This window comes from Actinoallomurus bryophytorum (assembly GCF_006716425.1).
Classification (GTDB): domain Bacteria; phylum Actinomycetota; class Actinomycetes; order Streptosporangiales; family Streptosporangiaceae; genus Actinoallomurus; species Actinoallomurus bryophytorum.
In genome coordinates this window covers 4,207,580-4,220,850 of record NZ_VFOZ01000001.1, presented here as the reverse complement: position 1 = coordinate 4,220,850, position 13,271 = coordinate 4,207,580, and the positions used below count along the sequence as shown (strand labels likewise).

Sequence of the window (13,271 nt, the reverse complement as noted above, 5' to 3'; positions counted from 1 at the left end):
CGGATGAGGGCCGCCCCGCGTTTCCGAGAAGGTGAACCGGCGGCCGGTCATCCCCTAGGACGTTGTGGCCTGGACCGCTTTGCGATAAGTGCCTATCACCTGGGTGTCCCCGTGGTCGGGGACCACGGCGAGGTACTGGATGAGCGCGACCGAGCTGAGGTGGTGGCCCACCCGGCCGGTCACGAGGCCGGCGAGGTCGCCGTCGGCGCTGACCGTGCCCGGGTCGACCATGTCGTAGCGCTCGCTCTGCCGTACGACGTACCACACCAGCGCGCCGCCGCCGGTCGTGCGCAGGGCGAATGACCGCTGCTGGTCCGGGGCGAAGTCGGAGGTGAGGGTCACGCCGCGCTTGCGCAGCTCGCTCTCGACCTTGGTCAGCGCGTCACGCGACTCGGAGGTGTACGGGCCCGGCGCCATGCCGGTCGCGCCGCTGGACAGCGTGGCGGCGTGCGCGCCGGCCACCTTGCGCGGCTCCACCGCGGCGTCGGAGTCCGCGGGGTTGACCGCCGTGGCGTAACCGTCCTTGTCGGTGGCGATGCCCGACAGCGGCGCCGAGGGGAACGGGTCGGCGGCGAGCAGCCAGGGGCCGCCCGTGTGGTCCTGCACGAACAGCAGGGCGTGGCGGGTGTCCCCGGACGTGGCGTCGACCGCGAACCACTTGGGGAAGCCGCTTTGGCGCGGGATGTAGTAGGCCGGTCTGGTGTAGGTGAACGGGGTGTACTTGTCCTTCTTCGCCCGGCGCAGGCGGTAGCCGGCCCGGTCCATCTCGAGCTGCGCGCCGGTCTCCACCGTGGCCAGGAGGTTGGCGTCGAGGTCGCCGTTGGCCCGGTTGTTGATCGACTGGTAGTTGGCCAGGACCTGTTCGGCCTGGCTCTTCGTGAGGGCCGGTTGCGCGGATCCGAGGGAGCCGCACGCGGACACTGGGAGGATGACGGCCGTCAGTGCGGCCAGATGTCGACGCATGCCGACAGATTCGCACAGTAACTGATCGACTACTGTCCGAATCGGCAATCCGGAAAGGACACCGCGGTGACGCTCCCCCGAGCCGCCCGTAGCGGACTCCTCGTCTCGGCTCTGGTCCGCCGCGGCACCGACGTGCTGATGGTACGGGAGGAGGCGGGCACGGCCGACGGCACGAGCTGGGTACTCCCCGGTGGCCAGGTCGAGCCCGGTGAGCTGGTGCACCAGGCGGTGATGCGCGAGCTGGCGGAGGAGACGGGCCTGCGGGCCTCCGTGCCGGGCCGGCTGGCGTTCGTGTGCCAGTACACCGTCACCCACGACCCGGACTGGGCCGGGGTCTGGACGGTGTTCACCTTCGAGGTCGAGGCCCCGGCGCAGGATCTGGCGCCCGCCGACCCGGACGGCCTCGTCCTGGAGGCCGCCTGGGTGCCGCTGCACGAGGCGTGCCTGCGCCTGTCACGGCAGTCCTTCCGCCCCCGCCGCGAGGCACTTCTGCACCACCTGCGGGACGGCACCACGCCGGGACGCCTGTGGCTGTGGCCCGACGGCACCGGCGGCGCCCCGGTCGTCGTACCAGGTCCATGAGCCATGCCCTGGAGCGGCCCGGACGCTGTCCGGGCCGCCCTGCCACGGGCCGTCAGTCAGGCAGTGTGGACGCCGTCACGAGAGTACGGATCGAGCGCAGCGCGACCGAGAGGGTCGCGATCGTGAGGCTGTCGGTCTCCCAGATCTCGCCCAGGGTCTGTGCCGCACGGCCGACGGCGGCGCTGTTCTTGTCCGCCCAGGTCGCCAGGCGCTGCTCCGGCCCGACTCCCGGCTCGCTGGTGATGAGCACGTCACGCGCCAGGGCCGCGTGCGCGGCGTACAGGTCGTCGCGGAGCGCGGACCTGGCCATGGAGTTCCACCGGTCGTCGCGCGGCAGCTGGATGATCCGCTCGCGCAGGCGTGACAGCTGCAGGCGCTCGGCGAGGTCGAAGTAGACCTCGGCGGCCTCCTCGACCGGCCGGTCCGCGCTGCGGGCGATCTCCACCAGGTCGAACGTCGAGAACGCCGGCACCATCATCGCCACGTGCTCGGCGAGCTGGTCGGGGACACCGCTCTCGGTGAACCGGTCACGCCTCTCCTCGTAGCCCTCCAGGTCGCGGCCGACCAGGAGCTTGGGCATGAGCGCCGCGAGGGCGGCCGCCCCGGTGGCGAAGAAGTCGACCGTGTCGCGGATGTCGAACGGCATGCGCCGGTTGTGCAGCAGCCACCGGGCGCCGCGCTCGGTGAGCTTGCGCGCCTCCAGCCGCATCTTGATCTGCGTCGCGGTGTCGATCTGGTAGTCCAGCTCGTCCACCTTGCGCCAGAAGCCCTCCATGTGGAAGACCTCGCGCGCCACGAGGTAGGCGCGGGTGATGTCCGAGGCCGACGCCCCGGTCTCCTCGCTCATGCGGAACGCGAAGGTGATCCCGCTGTCGTTGACCATGCTGTTGACGACCGACGTCGCGATGATCTCCCGGCGCAGCGGATGCCGGTCCATGTAGTCGCGGAACCGCTCCCGCAGCGGCGTCGGGAAGTACTCGACCAGCCGGCTGGCCAGGTCAGGGTCGTCGGGCAGGTCCGAACCCCGGATCTCGTCCTCGAGCGTGAGCTTCGTGTAGGCCAGCAGGGTGGCGAACTCCGGGCCGGTGAGGCCCGGCCCGGCCTGGCGCCGCTCGGCGAGCACCTTGTCGTCGGGCAGGAACTCCAGCCGCCGCTTGAGCTTGCCGTCCCGCTCCAGCTTGCGCAGGTAGCGGCCGTGAACGTGCAGCATGGAGGACGCCTGGGCGCGCGCGGCGGCGAGTGCGACGTTCTGCGCGATGTTGTCGCGCAGAACCAGGTCGGCGACCTCGTCCGTCATGTCCAGGAAGAGCGTGTCACGCTGCTTGCGGGTCAGCTCTCCGTCGCGTACGAGCTGGTCGAGCAGGATCTTGATGTTCACCTCGTGGTCGGAGGTGTCCACGCCCGCGGAGTTGTCGATGAAGTCGGTGTTGACGAGGCCGCCGCCGAGGGCGAACTCGATCCGCGCCCGCTGGGTGAGGCCCAGGTTGCCGCCCTCGCCGACGACCTTGCAGCGCAGCTCGGTCGCGTCGGCGCGCAGGACGTCGTTGGCCTTGTCGCCGACGTCGGCGTGGGTCTCCCCCGACGCCTTGACGTAGGTGCCGATGCCGCCGTTCCACATCAGGTCCACGGGCGCGCACAGGATGGCGTGGATGAGCTCGTGCGGGGTCATCGCACCCGCACCGTCGGGGATGCCGAGCACCGCGCGTACCTGCGGCGTCAGCGGGATCTTCTTGGCCGTACGCGGGTGCACCCCGCCGCCCTTGGAGATCAGCGAGGTGTCGTAGTCGGCCCAGGAGCTGCGCGGCAGGGCGAACAGCCGCTCGCGCTCGTGGAAGGAGGTGGCCGGGTCCGGCGCCGGGTCGAGGAAGATGTGCCGGTGGTCGAAGGCCGCGATGAGCCGGATGTGTTCGGACAGCAGCATCCCGTTACCGAAGACGTCACCGGACATGTCGCCGACGCCGATCACGCTGAAGTCGTCGTTCTGCACGTCAACGCCGAGCGTGCGGAAGTGGTACTTCACCGACTCCCAGGCGCCGCGCGCGGTGATGCCCATGCCCTTGTGGTCATAGCCGACCGACCCGCCCGAGGCGAAGGCGTCGCCGAGCCAGAAACCGTACGAGGCCGCGACCTCGTTGGCGATGTCGGAGAACGTCGCGGTGCCCTTGTCGGCGGCGACCACCAGGTAGGTGTCGTCGGCATCGTGGCGTACGACATCCTTGGCCGGCACCACCTCGCCACCGGCGAGGTTGTCGGTGATGTCGAGCAGGCCGCTGATGAACTGTTTGTACGAGGCGACGCCCTCGGCCAGGAACGCCTCGCGGTCGCCCGGGTCGGGCAGCCGCTTGCACACGAACCCGCCCTTGGCGCCGGCCGGGACGATCACGGTGTTCTTGACCGCCTGCGCCTTGACCAGGCCGAGGATCTCGGTGCGGAAGTCCTCGCGGCGGTCCGACCAGCGCAGGCCGCCACGCGCCACCGGGCCGAACCTCAGGTGCACGCCCTCCAGCCGCGGGGAGTACACGAAGATCTCGAACTTGGGCTTCGGCAGCGGCAGGTCCGGGATCGCCTCGGGGTCGAACTTCAGCGACAGGTACGGCTTGGGCGCGCCGCTCGCGGTCCGCTGGTAGTAGTTCGTCCGCAGGGTGGCGCGGATCATCGACAGGAAGCTGCGAAGGATCCGGTCCTCGTCCAGGCTGGTGACCGCGTCGAGCGCGCCCTCGATCTCCTCGGTGATCGCTGAGCCCAGCTCCTCGTGCGCGTCCGCGGCGTGGCCGTCGCGGGACTTGAGGCGCGGGTCGAACCTCGACTCGAAGAGGCGCACCAGCAGCCGCGCGATGCGGGGGTTGCCGATGAGCACCTGCTCGAGGTACCGCTCGGAGAACGTCGTGCCGGTCTGGCGCAGGTAGCGGGCGTACGCGCGGAGCACCATGACCGGCCGCCAGGCCAGGCCGGCGCCCAGCACGAGGCTGTTGAACGGGTCGCTCTCCACGTCTTCGCGCCACAGGGCGGTGAAGGCGTCCTGGAACAGCTCCTTGATGTCGGCCTCGTCCACGTCGGGCGACGGCTCGTGACGTAGGCCCAGGTCATAAATCCACGAACGCCGGCCGTTCTCGGGCGCGACGCCGTAGGGCCGCTCGTCGACGACCTCGACGCCCATGTTGTGCAGCAACGGCAGCACGTGCGACAGGGAGATCGGCGGTCCGAGCCGGTAGACCTTGAGGCGGCGTTCGCCGGGCTCGGCGCCGTACGGCTCGTACAGGTTGATCGAGATCTGGCCCGGCTCGGTCAGCGACTCCAGCCGCTTGAGGTCCGCGCACGCGGTACGCGCGGGGAAGTCGGCCTTGTAACCCTCGGGGAAGGCGTTGGCGTAGCGGCGGGTCAGGACGCCGGCCTTCTCCTCGCCGCACTGCTCGACGATGGCATCGGCCAGGTCGTCGGCCCAGGACCGGGTGGCGCCCACGAGCCGGGTCTCCAGCTCGCCCAGGTCGACGTCGTCGGGTAGGGGACGGCCGCGCTCGCCGCGGACGACCACGTGCAGCCGCGCGAGCGCGGAGTCGCCGACCATCGCGCTGTAGTCGACGCTCGTGCCGTTGAAGGCGCGGCGCAGGATCTCCTGGATGCGCAGCCGGATCTGGGTGGTGTAGCGGTCGCGGGGCAGGAAGACGAGACACGACATGTAGCGGCCGTAGGCGTCCTTACGGACGAACAGCCGCAGTTGCTTGCGCTCGCGCAGGCGCAGCACGCTCATCGCGATCGGGAACAGCTCGTCGACCGAGATCTGGAACAGGTCGTCGCGGGGGTAGGTCTCGAGGATCTCGACGAGGTCCTTGCCGTCGTAACTGTCGGCGGCCAGCCCGGCGCGTTCGAGGATCGCGTGGAGCTTGTGGTTCAGCACCGGGATGTGCTCGATGCTCTCGCTGTACGCGCCGTGGGTGAACAGGCCGAGGAAGCGGCGTTCGCCGACGACCCCGCCGTCGCCGTCGAACTTCTTCACGCCGACGTAGTCGAGGTACGCGGGGCGGTGCACGGTCGCGCGGGAGTTGGCCTTGGTCAGCACGAGGAGGCGGGGCTCGTGTGCCTTGGCGCGCACCTCCTGGGGCAGGGAGGCGAAGCTGGTCGACTCGGACTGGTCGGAGCGCAGGATGCCCAGGCCGGTGCCGGGTATGGCGCGGAGCAGCTCGCCGTCCTCGCCGGTCTCCAGGCCGTACTCCCGGTAGCCGAGGAAGGTGAAGTGGCCATCGGCCAGCCAGTCGAGCAGCTCCACGCCGTCACTGGTCTCCGATCCCGGCAGCGGCGGCCGGTGTTCTTCGAGCCCGGTGGCGATCCCCCGGGCCAGGGCCCGCATCTTGTCCTCGTCCTCGACCGCGGCGCGGACGTCGTTGAGGACGCGCAGAAGGTCCTTTTCCAGCTCCTGGAGCACCGTCCGGTCGTTCTGCCGGTCGATCTCGATGTGAATCCACGACTCTTCGAGCACGAGGCCTTCGCCGTCGCCGATCCCCTGCAGGCGGCCGGTCACGTCGCGGCAGACCTTGAGCTGCGGATGGACGATCAGATGGGTGGACAGCTCATGCCGGTTGAGCTCCATCGTCACCGAGTCGACCAGGAAGGGCATGTCGTCGGTGACCACCTGGACCACGCTGTGCCCGGAGTCCCAGCCCTGGTCGTCAACGGTCGGGGTGAAGGCACGCACCTTGGCCCGGCCCTGGGGACGGTCCTCGCCGAGCTGGCGATGGAACATCGCCGGCCCCCAGATGTCGGCCGGATCCCGTGCGGTGAGATCCTCGACGGCGACGTGCCGGTAGTAAAGCCGCAGATAGCCGAGAACGTCGGCGAGCTCGGGGCGCACGCCATGGGCGTGGTTGACGCAGGTCTCCGCCGCACGGCGCAGCAGATCCTCCTTGGGCATCGCCGGCCGGCCGGTCGATTCGCCGCTCATTCTCAGAGTCTCCCTCAGTGCCTTCTCAGAGCAGGGTTCGCAATTCCCATAGCAATGGGTAATACCGCAGGTCAAGCCTGCTTCGGAGGTAGGGCGCGCCGGTCGAGCCGCCGGTGCCCGACTTCGTGCCGATCTGCCGTTCGACCATCGTGACGTGGCGTTGCCGCCAGAGGGCGGCCATCTCGTCGTGCGTCATCAGGTCCTCGGCCAGCTGCCAGAGGTCGTCGTGGCCGTTACGGTCGTGGGCCACCGTGACGAGCGACTCGCTGATCTCGTCATCGTTGCCCGCGGCCAGCCCGCGCCGGCGCAGAAGCATGACGAAGGCGTCCCAGAGGCTCGGCTCGGCCAGCCTGCGGTCGAGGCGTTCTTTCTCGTCGTCGGTCAGGCCGCGGAAACGCTTGAGGAACCCGGGATCCTTGTGACCGGAGAGGAACTCCATCTCACGGAACTGCACCGACTGGAAACCGCTGGCGGGCGCCAGCTTTTCCCGGAAGGCCATGAAGTCCTGGGGAGTCATCGTCTCGAGGACCTGGATCTGGTCGACCAGGATCCGCTCCACCGCGTGCACCCGCCGGAACAGGTGGCGGGCGAGCCATACCTCGTCGTCGGTCATCGCCCGGCGGATCTCGCCCAGCTCGTGCAGCAGCAGCTTGAACCAGAGCTCGTAGACCTGGTGGATCGAGATGAAGAGAAGTTCGTCGCGTGCTGGTGGGTCGGACTCGAGAACCTGCTGGTCCAGCAGGGTTGGCAGCCTCAGGTAGGCGCCGTAGGTGAGGCGCCCCCCCTCTTCACCGAAGTTACGTCCGGGTGCGCCGGATCCGTTTCCGGGTACGCCGGAAGCGGAAGCGGCGGCACCACGCCGTTGTGGTGTTGCGCTCACGGCGGTCAGGTTAACCCGAAATCTGGTTTTAGCCGACTCGGAGACGGGAAGGTAGTCGTGCCGCTACTGTCCGGTGGCGCGAACGCCCTTCTGTCACGACCCTGGGGTGAAGTACGCCAGGACCTCGGGATTCGCCATCGCGTCGGGGTTCGCGGCCTTCTCCACCGGGGTGCCGAGCAGGATCTTGCGCACCGGCACCTCGACCTTCTTGCCCGACAGGGTCCGCGGGATGCCCGGCACGGCGTGGACCTCGTCCGGCACATGCCGTGGCGACAGCGTCGACCGCAGCGCCGCGCGGATCCGGCCGACGACCTCCTCCGACAGCTCGCCGCCGTCGGCGAGCTGGACGTACAGCAACAGGCGCCCCTCCTGGCCGAGCTGCCCGGTGTCCACCACCAGTGAGTCGGCGATCTCGTCGAACGCCTCGACGACGCGGTAGAAGTCGGAGGTGCCCATCCGTACGCCGCCGCGGTTGAGCGTCGAATCGGATCGTCCGTAAATCACGTTTCCGCCGTCGGGAAGGAGCTTGATCCAGTCCCCGTGCCGCCAGACGCCCGGGTACATCCCGAAGTAGGACTCGTGGTAGCGATGGCCGCCCTCGTCGTTCCAGAAGTAGATCGGCATCGAGGGCATCGGCTCGGTCAGGACGAGCTCACCCACCTCGTCGACGACGGGCTCGCCGGCGTCGCCGTACGCCTCGACCTTGGCGCCCAGCCCGCGGCACTGGATGACGCCGGCGCGCAGCGGAAGCAGCGGGCACGGTCCGACGAAGGCGGTCGCCATGTCGGTGCCGCCGGACATCGACCCGACGAGCAGGTCGCGTCCCACATGGTCATAGACCCACGCGAAGCCCTCGGGCGGCAGCGGGGAGCCGGTGGAGCCGATGCCGCGTACGCGTGACAGGTCGTACTCCTTGCCGGGATCCAGGCCGGCCTTCATCGAGGCGAGGATGTACGGCGCGCCGACGCCGAAGTAGGTCACCCCGGCCTCGGCGGCGAGCCGCCACAGCGCGTCGCCGTTCGGCGCCCCGTCGTACATGACGATCGTCGCGCCGACGAGCAGGCCGCCGACCAGGTAGTTCCACATCATCCAGCCGGTCGTGGTGAACCAGAAGAAGACGTCGCCCGCGCCGAGGTCCTGGTGGAGGCTGAGTGACTTGAGGTGCTCGAGGACGATGCCGCCGTGGCCGTGCACGATCGGCTTGGGCAGGCCGGTCGTGCCGGAGGAGTACAGGATCCACAGGGGGTGGTCGAACGGCACCTCCTCGAACTCCAGGGCCTTGCCGGGGCGGCGCAGGTCGTCGTAGCGGAGGCCACGGCCGCCCTGGGGCACCGGCGGCTCCGCGCCGGCGTCGAGGTAGGGGATCAGCACGGTCGCCCGTAGCGTGGGCAGGGCCGCCTGGATGTCGCGGACCACGCCGAGCCGGTCGTACCGCTTGCCGTTGTAGGGGTATCCGTCCACCGCGACGAGCACCTTCGGCTCGATCTGGGTGAACCGGTCGATCACGCTCGGCGCCCCGAAGTCGGGCGAGCACGAGGACCAGATCGCACCGAGCGAGGCCGTCGCCAGGAAGAGGACCAGCGCCTCAGGGATGTTGGGCACGTACGCGGCGACCCGGTCGCCCCTGGTCACACCGAGCTCCTCGAGCCCCGCGCGTACCTCGGCCACCTCGTCGGCGAGCTCGCCGAAGGTCAGCGTCCGCGCGGCGTCGCCGGTCTCGGAGCGGAACACCACCGCCGTGGCGCCGGGGTCCCGGCCGGGCCGCAGGGCGTTGCGGGCGTAGTTGAGCGTCGCGCCCGGGAACCAGCGGACGCCGGGCATCGCGGCCGTGCTTCCCGGGGGAACGCCCCAGTCGTCCGGCGCACCCTCGCGTACGGGTCCGTCGCCGCGTTCGCCGAGGACCTCGAAGCGGGACCAGATCGCATCCCAGAAACCGTCGATGTCCGTGACCGACCAGCGCCACAGCTCGTCATAGGAGCCGAGGCCGCGCTCGGCCATGAAGCGGGCGACACGGGCACTCCGCCGTAGGTCTTCGGACGGCTCCCAGAGCAGGTCACCCTCGGCAACGGACACGTCACAGCCTCCCGGCGATCGTCATGGCATCCCCAGCATCGACATGACGGCCCCGGTCCGCAATGTGAGCCGGCCACATAGACACCTTGGTGACAGGGTAGGGCGCACGCGGGTGGCGGCCTCCGGCGAGCACCTGGTTCATCGCCGGTCCCGGTCCTGTGGTGAGGGCGAGCGGTTCGTGAAGTATGTGGCCGGAGGTACGCCCGTCACCTTGCGGAACACCGCGACGAACGCGCTGGGTGTCGCGTAACCGACCCGCCGGGCGACGGTGGCGACCGGCAGGCCCGCCGCGAGCAGCGGCAAGGCGGCGCGCAGGCGTACCTGTGTGCGCCAGCGCCCGAAGGTCATTCCGGTCTCGGCCGGGAACAGCCGCGCCAGCGTACGCACGGCGGCACCGGCCCTGCGGCCCCACATCTCCAGGGTCGCGTCGTCGGCCGGGTCGTCCACCACCGCGCGGGCGACCGCGAGCGCGCGGGGATCGCGGGGCATCGGCACCGCGATGGTCGTCACCGGGACCTCCGCGAGCTGGTCGAGGAGCACGCCCTCGGCTCGCCGGCGCGCGGCCGCGGCGAGCTCGGCGGCGGCCAGGTGGAGGATCAGCTCGCGGGCGAGGGCGCCGATGGCCACCACCGTCGGGCGGGTCCAGCGCGGGCCCCTCCCCTCGCCGAAGTAGGGACAGCAGACGGTGGTGTGCCGGTCCGCGTCCATGGCGTGCTCGGTGCCGGCCGGAATCCACAGGGCACGTGCGGGCGGCAGCACCCAGGTGCCGGCGGCCGAGGTCACCGTGAGCATGCCGGAGGAGGCCCAGGCCAGCTGGTGCTCCGCGTGCCGGTGCGCGTCGTACCGGCGGCCCTCCGCGGAGAACGCGGCGACCAGGATCGCCCCGTCGCCGTACGATCTGAACTGGCCGTTCTGCGACATCATCTGACCGCCTGGCTCATTTACGCCGCCGCCTGCCGCTTCTAATGTGCACGAGCATGAACCTGCTCCACAACCGGATCTGCGCGTCACCCAAATGGGCCGAGTACGTGCGCACGGGACTGTTCCCGGCGGTGCTCGGCGACATCGACCTCGGCGACGACGTCCTGGAGCTCGGCCCCGGGCTGGGCGTGACGACCCGGCAGCTCGCCGGGCGCGTGCCACGGCTCACCGCCCTGGAGGTCGACGAGAAGTACGTCGCGCGGCTGCGGCGTGAGCTCGACGTGGAGATCGTGCACGGCGACGCCACGGAGATGCCCTTCCCCGACGCGTCGTTCACCGGCGTGGCGTGTTTCACCATGCTGCACCACGTGCCCGCGCCGGAGTTGCAGGACCGGCTCTTCGCCGAGGCATGCCGGGTGCTGCGTCCGGGGGGCGTTCTCGCCGGCAGCGACGGCCGGGTGAACCTGCGCTTCCGGGTCATTCACCTGGGCGACACGCTGGTCCCGGTCGATCCGGCGACCCTCCCGGCCCGGCTGGAGGCGGCCGGATTCACGGACGTGAACGTGAACCCCGTGCCGCGCCGGGTGCACTTCACCGCCCGCAAGCCCGGCTGATGGTTTCCGCGATCACCCTGCTTGCAGATGGTGGTGCAGCGCGTGCGGCGGCGCGTAGGCGCGGATGATCGCGTCGAGGTCGGCCAGGTCGGATCGGCGAGGCACACGACGGGTGAGGACCGTGCCGGCCGCCAGCCGGCCGCAGGCCGGGCCGACCCGCACTCTCAGCTCACCTCCGTCCCCTTCCGCGGCCAGTGACACCGACGCGACGGCCGTCCACGGCACCGTGCGGGTCCGCCAGCCCTTTCTGAGCGAGATCCGTTCTGGGGACACGAACAGGGGCGGGGACGCGAACCATGTCCTGATGGACAGCAGGAACAGCACACCCGGTACGACCCCGTAGGTCAGGCCGGTGAGGAGGTTGACGAGGACGATCGTGGTTCCGAAGGCCAGCCCGCTCAGGACGAGGCCGAGCGCCTGGGTGCCGATCCGGACCTGGCCGGTGGTGTAAGGCAGGCGCGTGTGGATGAGGAGCTCCGGCAGCCGTCCCCGGCGTACGACGATGCCGGGGGCGATCGTGGAGATGGCGCTCTCGACGGCCTCCTCGTCGCGTACCGGCAGGTCGACCACTGCCGCGTGAAGAACGGGACCGGGCGCGCGGAGACCGACGATCATCGTGACGCGGCCACGGTGGGACGCCAGCAGAAGCTCCGCGACGTCGGACCACGCGACCTCGCGCAGCCCCGACCGGATCGGCTGCCGCCCCGATCGGCCCTGGAGGAGGACGAGTCGCTCACGAAATCGCAGCGACCGCGATGTGAGGTCAAGCACCCGCACCGGCCAGACCGCGATGGCGATGGCGATGACCGGGACGAGCCCGCTGATGATGATTTCGGTGACACCGAGGGGCGCTTCGATGGCGTCGGCCGCGATCGCCACGGCGAGGCCCGCCGCGACCGCGACCAGGAGCGCCGCCGCTAGGTTGGTGACGAGACGCGGCCGTCGGAGACGGTAGCCGCTCGGAGTTTCCATGCGGTCCTCCGGGAGAGCACGGGACGCAGGTAAGACGCTCGGCGACGGGGCTCGGTTGCGCGCCGCGTTCAGCCGTGAGCCGGCTCGGTGACAGGACTCTCGGTCAGGTGTCCGTCGGCGACGAAGTCCTCGTACACCCCGACCTTGTAACTGATCAGATCCAGGCATTCTGTGAGCCGGGCGATCTGGGCCTTCACCCGGTCCTGGTGCGTGCGCATGATGCCGAGCCGCTCCTTCTCGTTGCCCCGTCCCTCCCGTACGAGCTCGGTGTAGCGGCGGATCACCGGAATGGGCATGCCGGACGCCCGAAGGATGATGCAGACGGTGAGCCAGTCGACGTCGTCTTCGGTGTACAGACGACGGCCGCCGGGGGCGCGTGTCACAGGGTTGGCGAGAATGCCCTCGCGCTCGTAGAAACGCAGCGCGTGCACGCTCAACCCCGTGCGCTCGGCGACCTGTCCGATGCTCAGGCTCGGTGCGACCTCAGACATACCGGCCAGAATACGTTTTGCCCGCGGTCGTTCCGCCGCGCCGGCCGGCTCAGGCCGGGCCGGGGTCGGTGAGGGACTCGACGGCCCGTACGACGCGGTCGGTGTCGGCCAGTGTGGGGATCACGACGTCCGCGCCCGCGCCGCGGAGTTCGGCCTCCGTGGCGTTGCCGGTGGCGACCGCGATGATGCGGGCGCTCGCGATGTGGGCGGCCCGTACGTCGTTCGGCGAGTCCGCGATGAGCACCGTGGCCGCCTCGGCGATCCTCGTGCCGTACTTCTGCGCCGTACGCGTGCGCGCCAGCTCCACCAGCGCGGCCTTCGGGTAGGTCTCCGAGCCGTAGCCGCCGACCTCGAAGTCGACGTACTTGTCCAGGCCGAGCGCGGTCAGCTTGGCGATGGCGTTGCGCTCGATGGAGCCGGTCAGGACCGACTGGATCACATCCCGTAGCCGGCCGACCGAGGCGAGGGCCTCACGCGCGCCGGGCAGGACCCGGCCGTCCTTGCGGATCGACTTGCGGCGCGAGGCGAACGCGTCGCCCAGCGCCGTCATGAACTCGGCGAGGTGGTCTTCGGTGGTCACCACGTCGTTGAACGCGAGCGTCTCAAAGATGATCTCGGATTCGGTGCGTCCCGCGGTCGGTGCGAGACGGACCAGCGGCCGTCCGGTCACCCGTGCGAACGCCTCGGCGTACGCCTCCCGCGTCACCCGGCCGACGTCGACCAGCGTGTGATCGACGTTCCACAAGACCAGACGGGGCATAGCGGGCTCCTGTGGCGAGTCGGGATTGACGGTTAATCGTCGGGGTTGCGCCCTACGTACGCAAACCCGCTGCTCAGTC

At 70.2% G+C, this 13,271-nt stretch carries 10 protein-coding genes; 2 read left to right on the top strand and 8 right to left on the bottom strand.

All coding sequences use genetic code 11. The annotated features are described in order from the left end of the window. Positions 1–54 precede the first annotated feature (54 nt). Positions 55–963, bottom strand: coding sequence for a DUF8094 domain-containing protein (locus FB559_RS19930; RefSeq protein WP_141957028.1), 909 nt, complete (start codon positions 961–963; stop codon positions 55–57). Between the two features lie 66 nt (positions 964–1,029). On the opposite strand from FB559_RS19930, the gene FB559_RS19925 reads away from it, so the two are divergent. Next, positions 1,030–1,545: an NUDIX hydrolase gene (locus FB559_RS19925; RefSeq protein ID WP_141957027.1), complete on the top strand. Its 516-nt coding sequence runs from the start codon at positions 1,030–1,032 to the stop codon at positions 1,543–1,545. A gap of 52 nt (positions 1,546–1,597) precedes the next feature. On the opposite strand, the gene FB559_RS19920 is transcribed toward FB559_RS19925, so the two are convergent. From FB559_RS19920 to FB559_RS19905, 4 genes are all read right to left on the bottom strand, one after another. Further along, positions 1,598–6,481 carry an NAD-glutamate dehydrogenase gene (locus tag FB559_RS19920; protein ID WP_246121767.1) on the bottom strand — a complete coding sequence of 1,628 codons (4,884 nt, stop codon included), beginning with the start codon at positions 6,479–6,481 and terminating at the stop codon, positions 1,598–1,600. A 25-nt stretch (positions 6,482–6,506) separates the two neighbouring features. After that, a complete protein-coding gene (locus tag FB559_RS19915; protein WP_141957026.1) occupies positions 6,507–7,361 on the bottom strand; it encodes a tryptophan 2,3-dioxygenase in 855 nt (284 codons plus the stop codon). Between the two features lie 93 nt (positions 7,362–7,454). Beyond that, positions 7,455–9,434, bottom strand: a complete 1,980-nt coding sequence (locus tag FB559_RS19910) for an acetoacetate--CoA ligase (protein WP_141957025.1) — start codon at positions 9,432–9,434, stop codon at positions 7,455–7,457. 138 nt (positions 9,435–9,572) lie between these two features. Then, positions 9,573–10,358 carry a helix-turn-helix domain-containing protein gene (locus FB559_RS19905; protein ID WP_221640087.1) on the bottom strand — a complete coding sequence of 262 codons (786 nt, stop codon included), beginning with the start codon at positions 10,356–10,358 and terminating at the stop codon, positions 9,573–9,575. A gap of 53 nt (positions 10,359–10,411) precedes the next feature. Here FB559_RS19905 and FB559_RS19900 point away from each other — a divergent pair, with 53 nt between their 5' ends. Continuing rightward, positions 10,412–10,969, top strand: a complete 558-nt coding sequence (locus FB559_RS19900) for a class I SAM-dependent methyltransferase (RefSeq protein WP_141957024.1) — start codon at positions 10,412–10,414, stop codon at positions 10,967–10,969. A 12-nt stretch (positions 10,970–10,981) separates the two neighbouring features. Here FB559_RS19900 and FB559_RS19895 read toward each other — a convergent pair whose 3' ends face one another. The 3 genes from FB559_RS19895 to FB559_RS19885 all read right to left on the bottom strand — a co-directional run bounded on the left by FB559_RS19895 (position 10,982) and on the right by FB559_RS19885 (position 13,192). Beyond that, positions 10,982–11,941: a hypothetical protein gene (locus FB559_RS19895; protein ID WP_141957023.1), complete on the bottom strand. Its 960-nt coding sequence runs from the start codon at positions 11,939–11,941 to the stop codon at positions 10,982–10,984. 68 nt (positions 11,942–12,009) lie between these two features. Then, positions 12,010–12,432: a MerR family transcriptional regulator gene (locus FB559_RS19890; RefSeq protein ID WP_185792303.1), complete on the bottom strand. Its 423-nt coding sequence runs from the start codon at positions 12,430–12,432 to the stop codon at positions 12,010–12,012. A 49-nt stretch (positions 12,433–12,481) separates the two neighbouring features. After that, complete coding sequence (locus tag FB559_RS19885; protein ID WP_141957021.1) at positions 12,482–13,192, bottom strand: HAD family hydrolase; 711 nt, start codon at positions 13,190–13,192, stop codon at positions 12,482–12,484. Positions 13,193–13,271 lie beyond the last annotated feature (79 nt).